18 protein-coding genes are annotated in these 16,644 nt (G+C 40.2%); 14 read left to right on the plus strand and 4 right to left on the minus strand.

What is annotated here, in order from left to right:
• The first annotated feature begins 146 nt into the window (after positions 1–146).
• A complete protein-coding gene (locus tag ACFPA1_RS05885; RefSeq protein WP_213140102.1) occupies positions 147–1,337 on the plus strand; it encodes a glycine C-acetyltransferase in 1,191 nt (396 codons plus the stop codon).
• Positions 1,338–1,364: 27 nt separating this feature from the next.
• Positions 1,365–2,327 carry an L-threonine 3-dehydrogenase gene (locus ACFPA1_RS05890; RefSeq protein ID WP_213140101.1) on the plus strand — a complete coding sequence of 321 codons (963 nt, stop codon included), beginning with the start codon at positions 1,365–1,367 and terminating at the stop codon, positions 2,325–2,327.
• A 32-nt stretch (positions 2,328–2,359) separates the two neighbouring features.
• On the opposite strand, the gene selD is transcribed toward ACFPA1_RS05890, so the two are convergent.
• Positions 2,360–3,412 (minus strand): selenide, water dikinase SelD, encoded by a 1,053-nt coding sequence (gene selD, locus ACFPA1_RS05895; RefSeq protein WP_213140100.1) that lies wholly within the window; start codon positions 3,410–3,412, stop codon positions 2,360–2,362.
• A 122-nt stretch (positions 3,413–3,534) separates the two neighbouring features.
• Here selD and ACFPA1_RS05900 point away from each other — a divergent pair, with 122 nt between their 5' ends.
• Entirely contained in the window at positions 3,535–3,774 is a 240-nt protein-coding gene (locus ACFPA1_RS05900; protein ID WP_372447556.1) for an Rdx family protein, read from the plus strand.
• Positions 3,775–3,853: 79 nt separating this feature from the next.
• On the opposite strand, the gene ACFPA1_RS05905 is transcribed toward ACFPA1_RS05900, so the two are convergent.
• The gene (locus ACFPA1_RS05905) at positions 3,854–4,258 is read right to left on the minus strand and encodes an Hsp20/alpha crystallin family protein (RefSeq protein ID WP_213140099.1); all 405 of its coding nucleotides are present in this window, start codon (positions 4,256–4,258) and stop codon (positions 3,854–3,856) included.
• Between the two features lie 102 nt (positions 4,259–4,360).
• Between ACFPA1_RS05905 and selA the strand changes: the two genes are divergently transcribed.
• On the plus strand, positions 4,361–5,767 hold the full coding sequence (gene selA / locus ACFPA1_RS05910) for an L-seryl-tRNA(Sec) selenium transferase (RefSeq protein ID WP_378581700.1): 1,407 nt from the start codon (positions 4,361–4,363) through the stop codon (positions 5,765–5,767).
• A gap of 67 nt (positions 5,768–5,834) precedes the next feature.
• Here the strand turns inward: selA and ACFPA1_RS05915 are convergent, their stop codons facing one another.
• A complete protein-coding gene (locus tag ACFPA1_RS05915) occupies positions 5,835–5,975 on the minus strand; it encodes a small acid-soluble spore protein P (protein WP_213115690.1) in 141 nt (46 codons plus the stop codon).
• A gap of 113 nt (positions 5,976–6,088) precedes the next feature.
• Here ACFPA1_RS05915 and ACFPA1_RS05920 point away from each other — a divergent pair, with 113 nt between their 5' ends.
• Positions 6,089–6,358: a hypothetical protein gene (locus ACFPA1_RS05920; protein ID WP_213140097.1), complete on the plus strand. Its 270-nt coding sequence runs from the start codon at positions 6,089–6,091 to the stop codon at positions 6,356–6,358.
• A gap of 60 nt (positions 6,359–6,418) precedes the next feature.
• On the opposite strand, the gene sspO is transcribed toward ACFPA1_RS05920, so the two are convergent.
• Positions 6,419–6,568 carry a small acid-soluble spore protein O gene (gene sspO / locus ACFPA1_RS05925; protein ID WP_213140096.1) on the minus strand — a complete coding sequence of 50 codons (150 nt, stop codon included), beginning with the start codon at positions 6,566–6,568 and terminating at the stop codon, positions 6,419–6,421.
• A gap of 322 nt (positions 6,569–6,890) precedes the next feature.
• Between sspO and acnA the strand changes: the two genes are divergently transcribed.
• The 9 genes from acnA (at position 6,891) to ACFPA1_RS05970 (ending at position 16,581) form a co-directional block, all read left to right on the plus strand.
• The gene (gene acnA, locus ACFPA1_RS05930; protein ID WP_213140095.1) at positions 6,891–9,596 is read left to right on the plus strand and encodes an aconitate hydratase AcnA; all 2,706 of its coding nucleotides are present in this window, start codon (positions 6,891–6,893) and stop codon (positions 9,594–9,596) included.
• 590 nt (positions 9,597–10,186) lie between these two features.
• Positions 10,187–11,884 carry a ribosomal protection-like ABC-F family protein gene (gene abc-f, locus ACFPA1_RS05935; RefSeq protein WP_378581701.1) on the plus strand — a complete coding sequence of 566 codons (1,698 nt, stop codon included), beginning with the start codon at positions 10,187–10,189 and terminating at the stop codon, positions 11,882–11,884.
• A 116-nt stretch (positions 11,885–12,000) separates the two neighbouring features.
• Positions 12,001–12,537, plus strand: a complete 537-nt coding sequence (locus ACFPA1_RS05940) for a peroxiredoxin family protein (RefSeq protein WP_213140093.1) — start codon at positions 12,001–12,003, stop codon at positions 12,535–12,537.
• A gap of 131 nt (positions 12,538–12,668) precedes the next feature.
• The gene (locus tag ACFPA1_RS05945) at positions 12,669–12,800 is read left to right on the plus strand and encodes an FbpB family small basic protein (protein WP_066304847.1); all 132 of its coding nucleotides are present in this window, start codon (positions 12,669–12,671) and stop codon (positions 12,798–12,800) included.
• Positions 12,801–12,866: 66 nt separating this feature from the next.
• Positions 12,867–13,007 carry an acid-soluble spore protein N gene (locus ACFPA1_RS05950; RefSeq protein ID WP_213115684.1) on the plus strand — a complete coding sequence of 47 codons (141 nt, stop codon included), beginning with the start codon at positions 12,867–12,869 and terminating at the stop codon, positions 13,005–13,007.
• Between the two features lie 136 nt (positions 13,008–13,143).
• Positions 13,144–13,374: a small acid-soluble spore protein Tlp gene (tlp, locus tag ACFPA1_RS05955; RefSeq protein ID WP_213140092.1), complete on the plus strand. Its 231-nt coding sequence runs from the start codon at positions 13,144–13,146 to the stop codon at positions 13,372–13,374.
• Positions 13,375–13,487: 113 nt separating this feature from the next.
• Positions 13,488–15,779, plus strand: coding sequence for an AAA family ATPase (locus ACFPA1_RS05960; RefSeq protein ID WP_378581702.1), 2,292 nt, complete (start codon positions 13,488–13,490; stop codon positions 15,777–15,779).
• A 28-nt stretch (positions 15,780–15,807) separates the two neighbouring features.
• Positions 15,808–16,239, plus strand: coding sequence for an acyl-CoA thioesterase (locus ACFPA1_RS05965; RefSeq protein WP_378581703.1), 432 nt, complete (start codon positions 15,808–15,810; stop codon positions 16,237–16,239).
• Positions 16,240–16,263: 24 nt separating this feature from the next.
• Positions 16,264–16,581, plus strand: a complete 318-nt coding sequence (locus ACFPA1_RS05970; protein ID WP_378581704.1) for a hypothetical protein — start codon at positions 16,264–16,266, stop codon at positions 16,579–16,581.
• Positions 16,582–16,644: the final 63 nt, after the last annotated feature.

Consider the following 16,644-nt stretch of genomic DNA (forward strand, 5'->3'; position numbering starts at 1 on the left):
ACATTCTTGTGGAAATGTGATAAAGTATAGTAAATGAATCCTTTTATAACAGGGTTTATAAGGAAAATAAATGTCCGCCTCAGGAGGACAATTGTATTTTTAAAAAATACATAAACATCGTTTTTCATGATAAAGGAGGATTTTATATGTCCAGTAAAAAGTTAGAGCATTTTTTAAATGAAAATCTTGAGGATTTAAAGGGAAAAGGCCTATATAACGTCATCGATCCGCTTGAAAGTCCAAATGGACCGGTGATTACGATTAACGGCAAGGAACTTGTCAATCTTTCTTCCAATAATTATTTAGGATTAGCAACCGATGAACGGTTGAAAAAAGCTGCTGCTGAAGCGCTTGAAAAATACGGAGTGGGAGCAGGAGCTGTTCGGACTATTAATGGAACTCTCAAGCTTCATCTGGAACTGGAGGAAAAATTAGCTGAGTTTAAACATACAGAAGCAGCCATAGCTTATCAATCAGGTTTTAATTGTAACATGGCGGCTATTTCCGCTGTCATGGATCAAAACGATGCGATATTATCAGATGAACTTAACCACGCCTCTATTATTGACGGATGCAGATTGTCAAGAGCTAAGATAATTCGATTCAACCATTCTGATATGGAAGATTTGCGCGCCAAAGCCAAAGAAGCAGTCGAGTCTGGTCAGTATAACAAAGTGATGGTCATTACCGATGGCGTTTTTTCGATGGACGGGGATATCGCACTGCTGCCAGAAATCGTGAAAATTGCTGAGGAATTTGACTTGATTACCTATGTAGACGATGCACATGGTTCAGGTGTACTCGGTGATGGTGCAGGGACGGTCAAACATTTTGGACTTTCCGATAAGATCGATTTTCAAATTGGTACTCTATCAAAAGCAATCGGAGTTGTCGGCGGTTATGTTGCTGGAAAGCAAAACTTAATTGATTGGCTGAAGGTTCGCAGCCGTCCGTTCTTATTTTCCACTTCCCTAACACCTGCTGATGTGGCTGCAAGCAAACGTGCAATCGAGATTTTAATGGAAAGTACTGAGCTTAATAAAAAGCTTTGGGAAAACGGAAACTATTTGAAAAAAGGATTAAAGGACTTGGGCTTTAATATTGGAAACAGTGAAACGCCGATTACTCCATGTATCATTGGCGATGAAAAATTAACTCAGGATTTTAGCAGACGGTTAAATGAAGAAGGGGTTTATGCGAAGGCGATCGTATTCCCGACCGTTCCTCGCGGGACAGGACGGGTCCGCAATATGCCGACAGCTGCCCATACGAAAGAAATGCTTGATAAGGCCATCGCCATTTACGAAAAAGTCGGCAAGGAATTAGGAATTATTTAAAGATTTTACTGACAGAGGATGATATAGATGAAACGTATATTAATAACGGGTGCTTTAGGGCAAATTGGTTCAGAGCTAACCTTAAAGCTGAGAGATATTTACGGGGCTGACAATGTCATCGCCACCGATATTAAGAAAAACAACAGCGAAGCGGCATTAAGCGGTCCATTTGAGGTTGTTGATGTGACCGATGGGAAAACAATGGTGGAGACTGCGCGAAAATATAAGGTGGATACGGTCATGCATTTAGCGGCCCTATTGTCGGCCACTGCCGAAGCAAAACCAGTTTTCGCTTGGAACTTGAATATGGGCGGACTGTTAAATGCGCTAGAGACAGCTCGCGAAATGAATGCACAATTTTTCACCCCAAGCTCAATTGGTGCTTTTGGTCCATCAACACCGAAAGACAATACACCACAGGATACGATTATGCGCCCTACCACCATGTATGGTGTCAATAAAGTAGCCGGTGAACTTTTGGCGGATTATTACTTTGAAAAATTCGGTGTTGACACACGCGGTTTGCGTTTCCCTGGATTGATTTCCTATGTGGCACTCCCTGGAGGCGGTACTACCGACTACGCTGTGGAAATTTATTATGAAGCAGTAAAAAATGGGCGCTATACATCGTATATCGATAAAGGCACCTATATGGACATGATGTATATGCCGGATGCATTGAATGCCATTGTGGATTTAATGGAAGCGGATGGTTCTAAGTTGAAACACCGCAATTCCTTTAACGTGTCTGCGATGAGTTTCGACCCAGAAGAAATCGCGGCAAGCATCAGAAAATATATACCTGGATTCAAAATGAATTACAATGTCGACCCAACTCGCCAGAAAATTGCGGAAAGCTGGCCAAACTCTATCGATTCCAGTGCGGCTAAGGAAGAGTGGGGCTTCAAATTCGACTATGACTTAGATAAAATGACGAAAGATATGCTTGATAAATTAAGCCAAAAATTTCAATTGAAAATCCCAAGTTAAAGAAAAACAGCGAAGCTCTCAAAGCTTCGCTGTTATCTTTTCACATAGATTAATTTGTCATTTTTCTTGGTTACTCGACCAATGATGGAGGCTTTCGCTAATCCACGCGAATGCAAGTTATCCATATACCGCTTTGCATCATCTTCGGCAATCGATACAAGTAATCCCCCTGAAGTAATCGCATCACATAAAACAAGCTGTTCTTCAGGAAGAATGTCCTCGTACACAACGTCATTAGATAACCATTTATGATTAGACTTAGAGCCGCCAGGGACTACGCCATTTTTCGCTAATTCGATGGCCCCTTCAAGAATTGGCACCTGGTTAAATGAAATTTCAAAGCTCACATCACTCCCTCGTGCCATTTCACTTCCGTGTCCTAACAGGCCAAAGCCGGTTACATCAGTCACAGCACTAGGAGTAAATGGGAAGAGCTCTTCAGCAGCGGTTTTATTCAGCATTGCCATTGTTTCTGTCACGGCTTGTTCTTGCTCCGGAGTTACGGCATTTCTTTTAATCCCGGTTGTCAAGATTCCAACGCCAATTGGTTTTGTCAATATAAGGATATCTCCTGGCTTTGCACCGACATTTTTCCAAACTTTTTCCGGATGGACAATTCCTGTCACGGATAACCCAAATTTCGGTTCCTGATCATCGATGGAATGGCCGCCAACCGTGAGGGCCCCAGCTTCTTTAACTTTATCTGCAGCACCGCGTAAAATATCTGCAAGCATATCCGCTCCGAGTTTTTTTATAGGGTAGCCGACAATATTCAATACAGTCTTCGGTTCTCCACCCATCGCGTACACATCGCTTAATGAATTTGCGGCTGCAATCTGGCCGAACATATACGGGTCGTCCACAATTGGAGTAAAGTAGTCTACTGTTTGAATCAGCGCAATCGTATCCGTTAATTGATACACACCCGCATCATCGCTAGTTTCATTCCCGACAAGTAATTCGGGAACAGGGTCTTGTTTTGGTAAAAGACGCAAAACTTGCGTCAGGTCCTCTGGACCAATTTTACAGCCTCAACCAGCCTTAGTTGATAAAGAGGTTAGGCGAATCTTTTCCTGCTCACTCATTATGTACACCTCCCATTAAATAGTATACCTATTATACTAATTGGTGCAAAACATTTGCGGAATAATAGTTGAAAAGATAAAATGTTTCTACCATATACATAATGAAAAGCAGGAGGTCATCAATGAAAAACTTTCATGTAATTGTTGAATTTTGCATGCAGTGAAACTACGCACCAAAAGCCGCGAGTTTCGCGGAGGAACTAATCACGCATTTCCGGCGTGATATTTCAAAATTGGAATTGATTCCGGCCTCGGGAGGAATCTTCGAGGTTACCGTGAATGGGGAAAAAATCTACTCTAAAGATGAAATAGGGTTATTCCCAGATACAGAAGACATTATTAAAATCATGGAGTCAAAATAACAAAAACCCTCACATTCAACTGTGAGGGTTTTAAATTGCCGGTAATTTTATTATGTAAACTGTGTAATAAAAAAGTAAATCAAGGCAGCGTAATATACCGATTTTTTCCTGAACCATTATTTATTTTTGATATAAAGATCTCTAAAACATTATTTTGAAAGGAAGCGTTTATACAATGATTAATTATAGAGAAAGGAAAGTCAATTGTGCGGGTCTTTTTTGGATGTCGTGATGAGAATGTGTAAGAATGTTTTTGCGCTGTAATGATAAGCTGTGTATTATCAGTTTTTACTTTAATCTCCGAACTGACATATTCATCTAATGATGCCTCAACAATCCAATCTGTTTCGGTTTCGTATATATCAATTCTGAATTGATATAAATCGCAATGGGTTGTAGATGGATCCAAAAAATAATTTGTTAACCATTTTTCCATTTTTTCAAAATCTACTACAGAATTTCGAGGCAGGTTTTTCTTTTTCAAAATATTATTCCTCCTTACACGTTTCATTTTATTCAAGGAGCCGAAAAATGTTAAAAATGCTATAATAGGACAAAAGAAGGATTTTAAGGAGATATTTATTGCATGAAAGAAACCTTGCGGAGCATTCCACCTGTACATGAGCTTCAACATCACCCACAGTTTAAAGTGTTGATTGAACAAAATCAGCTTGATGCAGCAGCCCTGACTAGTCTTCTAAAAGACATTCTGGATGAGACTAGACAAGCAATCATCCACCAACAGTGGCTAGGGCCATTGCCTGGAACGGAATCGTTTATTGATGAAATTTTTCAACAGCTGCAATATAAAATTAAAAAACAGCTTTCCTATACATTAGAAAAAGTTATTAATGCAACAGGCACGATTTTACATACCAACCTTGGCAGGGCTAGGTTAAGCAATGCCGCTATTCAACATGTAGTGGAAGTAGCTCAAAACTATTCCAATCTTGAATATAAGTTAAATGAAGGGGAACGTGGTTCTCGCCATAGTCATGTTGAAGCCTTGATTAAAGAGATTACTGGGGCCGAAGCGGCGATGGTCGTGAATAATAATGCTGCTGCTGTTTACCTCGTCTTAAGAGCCTTGGCCAAAAATAAAGAGGTCATTGTTTCAAGAGGACAGCTTGTTGAAATCGGCGGATCGTTTCGAATTTCTTCGATCATGGAGGAGAGCGGTGCGACATTAATCGAAGTTGGGACAACCAATAAAACTCATCTTTATGATTATGAAAATGCGGTGACGCCCGACACGGCTATCATCATGAAAGTTCACACCAGCAATTTTAAGGTAATTGGTTTTACAAAATCGGTTGAGTCAGAGGAATTAATTCAGCTTACAAAAACCCGTGAAGATGTCCTTTTCTATGAGGATTTAGGGAGCGGTGCGTTATTTGACCTAAGAAACCATGGAATTGGGGACGAGCCGGTAGTCAAAGAAGTAATCGGATTGGGTGCGGATGTTGTCACATTTAGCGGGGACAAGCTGTTAGGAGGCCCGCAGGCAGGAATTATTGCTGGGAAAAAGGCAATTATTGACCGATTGAAAAAACACCAGCTTGCGCGAGTGGTGCGGGTGGATAAAATGACACTTGCGGCGCTTGAGGGTACATTACTAGATTATGCCCGTGGTGAAAAGACAATGAAAAATATTCCGGTCATCCGTGATTTATTAATTTCTGTCAATGAATTAGACGAAAGGGCAGCAAACTTTGTTACAAATTTGTTACAAAGGACAACTGCTTTTCAGGCAAATATTTTTCAAGCTACAAGTCAGGTCGGAGGAGGCACTATGCCGGATGTGGAATTGCCTGCAAGGGTTATAGCCTTAAGGCATGAATCCTTAACGGCCGAGCAGCTTGGCAGGAAGTTAAGAACGGAGTCTAAGCCTGCTATCATTGGCAGAATTCAAAAGGATGAATTTTTAATTGATCTGAGGACTGTTACTAAGGAGGAAGAGGAGCAGCTCCTAGATACATTGTTACATATTTAAGAAAAACGAAAGCATCGTTTCAGTGAATTCTGAATCGATGCTTTTTTCGATTTAGCTAATCGTTAAATTACATATCATGGCTTGAATTATGTTTTTGACGCGTATGGTTGCGATTTTTCACTTTTTTTGACCCGCTTAAAGGCTCCGGCTGGCCGGATTGTTTTGGGGCATTTCTGCGCATATCTGTCCCGTCATTTTTGTTGGTCATCATTATCCCTCCTCATCAGTTAGGATGCGGTCAATCATTCTTTTTATGTGCTGAATATTTTTTTTCGTTCTGTACAATTTAATGGGTAAACAATTTAAGGGGGAATCCTAAAGATGCAAAGAAATCCTTATAACAAGAATAAACAGGAAGCTTTTCAAGCTGCTCAGCAGGGGTTTGAGAATGCACAGGGACTTTTCGAAACGATTGTCAGCGACAGTGCTAGCTATGGACATCAATTAAAGCATTTAAAAAACGAAGTGAATGAGGCTTACCAGCAAATTGAGAATGCACTCGAAGTGGCTTCTGAAACACAAAGGGCACAGCTTGAGAGATTTCAGCAGGATTTAAAACAAATTGTAACTGAGGTAAATGATTTTCAATAATAAGAAAAAGCGGGAATCCCGTCCCGCTTTTTCAATCCATTTCAAGCAATGGAAGCATCTTTATTGATTCTTTTTACGTTTTTTATTGTTTCGTCTTTCCATTTCTGTAAGGGGTTCATTGGCCATCTCTTCATTATAGCCTGCACCCATACCTTGCGCGCCAGCTGCATTCATTCCTGGTATGACATGCTTCGCCTTTCTTTTTGCCATTAACCTTCACCTCCTGTTAAAATTACTATCTCCATTCGGACGAAATTAATGACAAATAAAAGTTTTTTTGCCATAATGTAAGAGGGAATCCTTCGGATGGCAAAAGAAAATTTTACATAGGTAATGATAGTTTTTTCAAAATATTCCGAACAAATTACATAAAAAACCATAAGAAAAACTTATCAATCACAATAACTTTCTTGTTATTTACTTATGTAATCGGTTGTATTAAGATTATTTTTGTGAGAAAAGTAAAAGCCGGATGGGGATTTTTCAACTTTTCGATTTTTGTATTTTTATGACGTATAAGGGGGTTACTACCATGGCGAAAAATGATGTGTTTAACGCACGATCTTCCTTTGACGTAAACGGCAAAACTTATCATTATTACCGTCTAAACGCTTTGGAAGAAGCAGGCATTGGCAACGTGTCCAAATTGCCTTATTCCGTAAAAGTATTACTTGAATCCGTGCTCCGCCAATATGATGGCCGTGTTATTACAAAAGAGCATGTTGAAAATCTTGCAAAATGGGGAACAGATGAACTTAAAGAGGTAGATGTACCTTTCAAGCCTTCCCGTGTAATCCTTCAGGACTTCACTGGTGTTCCTGCAGTCGTTGACCTTGCTTCCTTAAGAAAAGCAATGGCAGACCTTGGCGGCGACCCAGACAAAATCAATCCTGAAAAAACTGTTGACCTTGTTATCGACCACTCTGTACAGGTTGATGCATATGGTAACGAAAATGCATTAAAAGTTAACATGGATTTAGAATTCGAACGTAATGCTGAGCGTTACCAGTTCTTAAGCTGGGCACAAAAAGCATTCAATAACTACCGCGCAGTTCCTCCTGCAACTGGTATCGTTCACCAAGTTAACCTTGAGTACTTGGCTGATGTTGTTCATGTTGCTGAAGTTGACGGCGAGCTCGAAGCTTATCCAGATACACTTGTAGGTACTGACTCACATACAACTATGATCAATGGTCTTGGCGTTCTTGGCTGGGGCGTTGGCGGTATCGAAGCAGAAGCAGGCATGCTTGGACAGCCTTCTTACTTCCCAGTACCAGAGGTTGTAGGGGTTAAATTAACTGGTGAACTTCCAAACGGTGCTACTGCTACTGACCTTGCATTAAAAGTAACACAAGTTCTTCGTAAGCATGGCGTAGTTGGCAAATTTGTTGAATTCTACGGACCAGGCGTTCCTTCATTACCGCTTGCTGACCGTGCAACAGTTGCGAACATGGCTCCTGAATACGGTGCAACTTGCGGATTCTTCGCAATCGATGAAGAATCACTTGGATATATGCGCTTAACAGGCCGCGATGAAGAAGCAATCAAAGTTGTTGAGGCATATTGCAAAGCTAACGGCTTATTCTTCTCACCAGCTGATGAGCCAGTTTATACTGACGTAGTCGAAATCAACCTTGCTGAAATCGAAGCAAATCTTTCTGGTCCTAAGCGTCCACAGGATTTGATTCCACTTTCACAAATGAAGGAAGAATTCGTGAAAGCTGTTTCTGCTCCTCAAGGCAATCAAGGCTTCGGCTTAGGTTCTGATGAGCTTGAAAAGTCGGCAACCGTTAAATTTAACAACGGTGACGAAGCAGAAATCAAAACAGGTGCTGTTGCGATTGCTTCTATCACAAGCTGTACAAACACCTCTAACCCATATGTTCTAGTGGGTGCAGGTCTTGTTGCGAAGAAAGCTGTAGAACTTGGAATGGAAGTTCCTAAGTTTGTAAAAACTTCTTTGGCACCAGGATCTAAGGTTGTAACTGGTTACCTTCGTGATTCCGGCTTACTTCCATACCTAGAGCAAATCGGCTTCAACCTTGTTGGTTACGGCTGTACAACATGTATCGGTAACTCCGGTCCATTAAAAGATGAAATCGAAAAAACAATCGCGGAGAACGACCTATTAGTTACATCTGTTCTTTCCGGTAACCGTAACTTCGAAGGACGTATCCATCCGCTTGTAAAAGCTAACTACCTAGCATCACCACCGCTAGTTGTTACTTATGCATTAGCTGGAACAGTTAACGTTGACTTTGAAAAAGACCCTATCGGAAAAGACAAAAATGGCAACGACGTCTTCTTCAAGGATATCTGGCCAACTACTGCTGAAGTAAATGAAGTAGTAAAACAAACTGTTACACCTGAGCTGTTCCGTAGAGAATACGAGAATGTGTTTGGCGACAACGAGCGCTGGAATGAAATCAAGACAAGCAACGAGCCATTATATACTTGGGATGAGGATTCTACTTACATTGCAAATCCTCCATTCTTTGAAGGTCTATCTAAAGATCCTGGTGAAGTTGAGCCATTAACTGGACTTCGTATTGTTGGTAAGTTCGGTGACTCTGTAACAACTGACCATATTTCACCTGCAGGAGCGATCGGCAAAAATACTCCAGCTGGTAAATATTTATTGGAAAAAGGCGTTCAGCCACGTGACTTCAACTCTTACGGCTCCCGCCGTGGAAACCACGAAGTTATGATGCGCGGTACGTTCGCAAACATCCGTATCCGTAACCAAATCGCACCTGGCACAGAAGGCGGCTTTACAACTTACTGGCCAACAGGCGAAGTTATGTCCATTTACGATGCTTGCATGAAGTACAAAGAAGAAGGCACTGGCTTAATGGTTCTTGCTGGAAAAGACTACGGAATGGGATCTTCCCGTGACTGGGCTGCAAAAGGTACAAACCTACTAGGCATCAAAACTGTTCTTGCTGAAAGCTTCGAACGTATCCACCGTTCAAACCTTGTATTAATGGGCGTTCTTCCACTTCAATTCAAAGAAGGCGACAACGCAGAATCACTTGGTTTAACTGGCAAGGAAACATTTGAAGTTCAAGTTGATGAGAACGTAAAACCTCGTGACCTTGTAAAAGTTACTGCTACTGCTGAAGATGGCAGCAAGAAGGAATTTGAAGTAGTTGTACGTTTTGACTCTGAAGTTGAAATCGACTACTACCGTCACGGTGGAATCCTGCAAATGGTTCTTCGTGAAAGATTACAAGGCTAATCCTAGAATAGAAAAACACCATGCGTGAATGCGCATGGTGTTTTTTGCGTTTTCTTATATTTGTCCAAGCACCTCACTTATTAGCACCATATAATATCACATAATACCTATCGTGTTTTTACGAAAATCAGAAAGAGGAGTGAGTAATATGGCATGTGGTTGTGGCAAGTCATCTAAACAAGTAAGACCCAATAATGTAAATTATTATTCGCCGAATCGAAGAAATGTTTATAGAAGGCAACCAGATAATTTGAATAAACAAGAAGGTCAAAATCAAGACAACAAGATAATAACAAAAACCAGAAGTAATCCATAAATCCTCATTTAGAATTTTGTTGACAATTCTGCTTATACTTGCTTAAAATTGGATTAATCAATCGTAAAGGAATGAACAAAGGACCGATGAAGTTTTAATCTTATTTTTCAGAACATGATTCGAATAAACGAAAAATGTTGAACCTGAAGAATGGGATAAGTCTGTCCTTTTTTATGTCCTGATTATAAGCTGCTAATAACCTTCACATAGGTTTATTTTGCGTTGCTTTAATAAGACATTTCACTCTCTTCAGGTTCATGGAGGGAGTTTTTTTATGAACAAAGATTATGTTATTTTAAGTGGAAAAGGATTAGAAAAGAGTTTTCACTTACGAAGAATTTTAGATAATATCCAGTTTGAAATAAAATTTGGCGATAGAATAGGTCTTGTTGGATATAACGGCAGCGGCAAAACGACATTGGCCAATCTCATCTTGGGGAAGGAAGAGCCGGAACGGGGCCACATAGAAAAATCACCTGATTTGAAAATCGGCTACCTATCTCAATCAATTGATTATGAAGTAAATGATTTTCAGGAATCCTTAAAAATACGTGAGGTTTTTCAGCTCGCCAGCGAGCTAGGATTGAAAAAGGTTCAAAATTGGCAGGATGAAAGGCTGGAGCATTTAAGCGGCGGCGAAAGGTTAAAACTTGTTCTTTCAAGTATATGGGCTTCAAAACCGAACCTGTTAATTTTGGATGAACCGACAAACCACCTAGACTTTAAAGGTGTTAATTGGTTAATTTCTGAAATAGAAAAATTCCCGGGTTCTGTTTTGATAATCTCACATGACCGGCACTTTCTTGACCAAACTGTTAACCGTGTTTTTGAGTTGGAGGCTGGAAAGCTTCAGTTTTACCAAGGTAATTATAGTGAATACCGTAAGGAGAAGGAGCGTAAAAGAGCGAACCAACAGCATCAGTACGAAGTGCAGCAGCGCCAGATTGAGCGGGTAGAAGAGCAAATGGACCAATTAAAATCCTGGTCGGATAAAGCGCATAGAACCTCCACAAAAGAGGAAGGTTTTAAGGAATATCACCGGGTCAAAGCAAAGAAGCGTGACGCACAAATAAAGTCAAAAATGAAACGACTGCAGAGTGAACTGGGCAAAAACAGGGTAGATAAACCTCTGGAAGAAACAAAGGTTCAATTTGAGTTTGACAGCAACGGAAAAAGAGGGAAGCGTATCATTGAGGCAAAAAAACTGTCTATGGCTTTTGATGGCAGATACCTTTTCCGAAGTTCCCAATTTTACATTAATTATGGAGAGCGGATTGGACTCCTTGGCGAAAATGGCTGCGGGAAAACAACGTTAATAAAAATTTTTATGGGATTGGTTTCACGGACCGACGGAGAATTGTGGAAGAGCGATTCGTTAAGAATTACTTACTTAAGCCAGGATGTTGCTGATTTACCTGTTGAAAAAACAGCAATCGAAGCATTGGGATTAACAGACCGGGATCACATTTTTAAAGCAAGAACTATGCTTGCCAACCTGGGGCTTAAGGAACAATTCATTACAAAACCTATTGGCACGTTAAGTCTTGGTGAACGGATCAGGGTTAAGCTTGTTGACATGCTATTGAAAGACTACGATGTCTTAATTCTGGATGAGCCGACTAATCATTTGGATTTGCCCAGTAGAGAACAGCTTGAAAAAACATTGTCTGAGTTTACTGGGACAATCATCACAGTTTCTCATGATTATTATTTTTTAAATAAACTTTGTAATCGGCTTTTGGTGTTTGAAAATCAGCAAATAAAGCGATTTGAAATGGGCCCGGAGGAGTTTTTTAATAAAGAGAATAAAAAAGATGAAGGGGACCAAAAAGAAATCCTAATGGTGATTGAAAACAAAATTGCCGCAGTACTAGGGGAGTTGGCGCTTATTAACCGCCAAGATCCAAAGTACCCTCTATTAGATAAAGAATTTAATGAATTGTTAAAACTGAAAAGGAATCTGATTGGGTAACGGCCTCAGGGCTCTTCCCTTAACTGTCACAAAATCGCAATATGTATGCTTTGTTTCAACTGAGTTTATAGTGTAAAATCAGGGTAATTGGATTATGAATAAAGGAGAGATTCGGGATGATGAAGAAAGTCATTGCTGCCGTGTTATTGATTTCGTTATTAACGGTAGCAATCGTCCAAGCAGTAAATAAAAAGGCAGATAAACCCGAAACCGCAAGCCCAACTGCAGCTGCTCAAAGCGGCCCGTCAATCGGCGCCAAAGCACCTGATTTTGAACTAAAAACATTGACTGGAGAAACCGTCAAGCTATCTGATTTAAAAGGTAAAAAAGTTATGCTGAACTTTTGGGCGACTTGGTGTCCGCCATGTAAAGCTGAGATGCCTGATATGGAACAGCTTCATAAAGAAGCAGGTGACGATATAACCATCCTAGCAGTAAATATCGACCCGCAATTGGATGTTCAAGGATTTGTGAATGAATATAAAATAACGTTCCCAATCCTGCTTGACGCTGAGGATGCGGTAAATGAAAAGTATCAAGTCCTATCAATTCCATCAACATATTTTATTGATAGCAAAGGAGTCATTCAAAATAAATTCGTTGGTTCCATGAAGCTTGAGGAAATGAAGGAATTTACAAGCAAGTTGAAATAAACGTTGGATTAACTATCCAGCGTTTTTTTTTCTAAAAAAAATAAAGAATTAAATTTTCAAAAAGTTGTAATAATTTAAACCGTTATTGGTGATAATAACTGTTAGAATAGGACATAAGGAAGGTGATACAAATGAGAAAGCCAAGAAAACGTTCTTTTGCAGAACTAGTATCTGAAAATAAATCACAACTTTTAAAAGACCGTGCTGCAATGGAAAAAATTGAACAGCGCATTGAAGCAAAGCGCCTCGGTAAAGCTGAGTAATTAAAAAAGTTTACCATTCATTCATCTGCCCCCTTTGGACAAAATGTTAGTAAGGGGGGATTAAAAATGGGTAAAGGTTATCAAACAAAACGTTTTAGGCCGGACCATATCGGTACACAACCGCAAAGTGCCGGTGGAAATAAGGGTAAAAAAATGCAGGATACTTCCGGCCAACACGCCCAGGTTATGCAAACAAAAGGCGAATAAATATGGAAATCCAAGACCCGTGTGCATACTTGCGCAGGGTCTTTTTATTTTGATAATGCAATTTTTTCTGTGATATTTTTTAGTCTTCGATACAAACTATATCTGTAACAAGAACAATTATTTAGGAGGAGTTTACATGCCTTATAACAACAAACCAAATCCAGATGATCGCAGCGATAATGTTGAGAAACTGCAAAACATGATTGAAAATACGATTCAAAATATGGAAGCGGCTGAAGAGTCCATGTCTTTTACTGACAGCGAAACACAGCGCCAGCAAATTCAAGAAAAAAATCAGCGCAGACAGGAAAGCATCGAATCTTTCCGTTCAGAAATTAAGGATGAAGCAAATAACACCCAAGGATAAAAAAGAGAAGGACCAGTTCAATCAAGGACGGTCCTTTTTTGATTCGCAAATTTTATGTTATCAAGCCCGATATGTTAAGATAGAAGGGAATTTCTTATGAAGAGTTGATCCTATTGAAACATGAAATGAACCAAATAAAGAATTGGAAAATGGAACTTCAGCAAAACGGAACTATCAAGGATGAAGGGCCAATTATTGCTGCTTTGGAAAAAGAAAGAAATCCTTTAATCTTATCGGACCTATTGACCACAGCGTCATTATCAAGACTTGGACGTAATAACCAGGACAGCATAGCCGTCCCAATGCTAAAAAAAGCTCTGCAGTTGGACCCTGCTAATAAAAAGGCAAAGGAATATCTTTTTCAAGCTGACTGGAAAAAAATGAAGGATATTCTCGCTCCACTCATCTTTCCACCAATAAGGGAAACCGATAACCGAACGGCAAAAAAGAAAATTGCTGAGGAATACATAGAAATATGTAAAAGCTTTTTAACCAAGGCAGAGGACGCACTGCATGATCTTGAATCGAAGTCTGGAACCCCTTCACGGATGGATCAGACTGAACCCTATCATCAGCTATATGTATTATTATCCTTGGCAATTGAAGAAACCGCCTCATTATTAAAGGCTGCCGAGGAATATGATCAATCGATTACTGGTGTTTTCCATACCTCCGTCTACTATGAGGATTTAAAAAATCATTTAGCCAACCTCGAAAAAATTAAAGGAAAATGGCAGGAGTTATTTGTTGAAAATAACCCTGAAAGCCAGTCTGAAAAAAAGGCGTTGGAACAGCTGAATGATATGGTTGGTATGGCCACGGTTAAAAAAAGAGTAAATGATTTCTATCAAGTGTTAAAATACCAAAAACAGCGCAAAGAGCTTGGCTTTAAAATAAAGGATGAATTCAGCCTAAATATGATTTTAACCGGGAATCCGGGTACTGGAAAAACAACGGTCGCTCGGCTGCTTGCCAAAATCTATCATGAACTCGGCGTCCTCCCACAGGAAAAAGTGGTTGAGACCAACCGCTCGCAGCTTGTCGGATCCTTTGTCGGTCAAACTGAAGAAAACGTCCGAGCCGCAGTGGAAAGGGCAAAAGACGGCGTGTTATTTATTGACGAAGCCTATAGTCTGAAGCGGGAAGGCCAGAATGGAAATGATTACGGACAAGCAGCCATCGACACTTTGGTTGCCTTGATGACAAGTGAGGAGTACGGCGGGAAATTTGCGGTAATATTAGCAGGATATACCGAAGAAATGCGTAGCTTTTTAGAGGCTAATATGGGACTTCGCAGCCGTTTCCAGCAATCTAATATGGTTCATTTACCAAATTATTCAAATGAAGAGTTGATCCAAATCGCCGAAATGGCGGCTGCTGATAATGACTATTTGCTAACAGAGGAAGCAAAGGTGGAAATCAAACATCGTCTTGATCTCGAGCGGGTGGACGAATCATTCGGAAATGCTAGAGCAGCTCGTAATATCGTGTTGGATGCCATTTTTAAAAAAGGATCAGAAAACAAGAGCGAAGATGAAATTTTGAAATTTATCCTTTTAACAAAGGAAGATTTTCTTTTAGATCAGCCCGAAGGTAAAGAGTCCCCGCAGGATCAGCTTGATGCCTTGATAGGTCTTGGGCCATTAAAAGAAGAAATTCGTTCATTAGTTTCATTTGTAAAAATGCAGCAATACCGTCGCAACAATGGTCTCCCGACCGTACCCATTCAACTGCATTCCGTTTTTACCGGCAATCCAGGAACAGGAAAAACTACTGTAGCTAAAATCTATGCCGAGTTGCTAAAGGAATGCGGTTTTTTAAAAAGAGGTCACTTAATTGTCACGAGCAGAGCGGATTTTGTGGCAGGATATGTAGGCCAGACGGCCGGTAAGACAAAAAAGAAAATTAGGGAGGCGCTTGGCGGGGTCCTGTTCATTGATGAAGCCTATGCCCTCCTTGGGTCTACAGCAGGAGACTTTGGAAAAGAAGTAATTGATACGCTTGTTGATGAAATGACCAAGCATAATGATAATCTGGTTGTCATTTTAGCGGGTTATCCTGTTGAAATGAATGAATTATTGGAAAGCAACCCGGGGCTCCGTTCAAGGTTTAAAAAGTTTTTCTTTTTCCCTAATTATTCACCTGAGGAACTGCTGAAGATTATCGTTTCCTATGCTGGAAGTTATCAATATAAACTTACAGAAAAAGCTAAAGGTATGCTTATACAGTCTATTGCGAAGGAAGCTTTCAAAGGAAACGGACGGATGGCAGCAAACCTGGTTGATGAAATGATTCAGGCCCAGGCCAAAAGATTAATCAATATAGAACACAGCGAAAATCTATTGGAAAAAGCACAGCTACTTGAAGCGGAGGATGCAGAGGCGGCGCTTAAAAAGATAATGTAAAAGATACGATGAAGGGGATGAGAAAGAAATGGAGAACTATTTTATTTCTAAAAGGGAAATACATCTGTACTATGCGGACACAGATATGATGGGCGTAATTTATCACGCCAATTATCTGAAGTTCTTTGAATTGGGACGGACAGCGTTAATTGAAGACCTTGGCTATAACTATTTATCGATGGAGGAAGCCGGTTACTATGCGCCGGTTTATGATATTCAAATCACCTACAAAAAACCATTACGGTACGGCGATCAAGCATTCGTAAAAACCTGGGTCGCCCATAACGATGGAATTAAGACGATTTACGGCTATACAATCATAAATGAAAATGAGGAAGTATGCGCTGAAGGTACTTCGACCCACATTATTGTGAAAAAAGAAAATTTCCGGCCGACATCATTTAAAAAAGCATTTCCGGAATGGCATATGAAATACGAGAAAATAAAGAAACGGGACTAATCACAGACCCAGGAGGTAATGAGGTTGGCGTTTGGCATTAAAAAACGGGACATTGATGAATGGAAAAGAAAAATTGATTCTGGAGAAATCGCCTTTCTTACTCATTATTGGCTTGATGACCGCTTCCCCGGCTATAAAACTGTCACAAAGGTCGGCAGCGAGGATTTGGATAAGCTGGCTGCCTGGGGCCAAAGATATGAGTTAAAGAAGGAATGGATCCATCACCGCAAGGATGGCTATTCTCATTTTGATTTAATCGGCCCTAGGCAAAAGGGAATTTTAATTCAAGAGGGACAGTTAGAACATATTTGGGAACATAAAGAAAAAGGCTTACTTGAATAATAAGTGAGCCTTTTTTTTCGCTAATAAGTATAAATTCAACTACGCCTCTGTCTTCGTCCTAAA

The sequence above is a fragment of the Neobacillus sp. GCM10023253 genome (genome assembly GCF_042653105.1).
GTDB classification, from domain to species: Bacteria; Bacillota; Bacilli; order Bacillales; family Cytobacillaceae; genus Neobacillus; species Neobacillus citreus.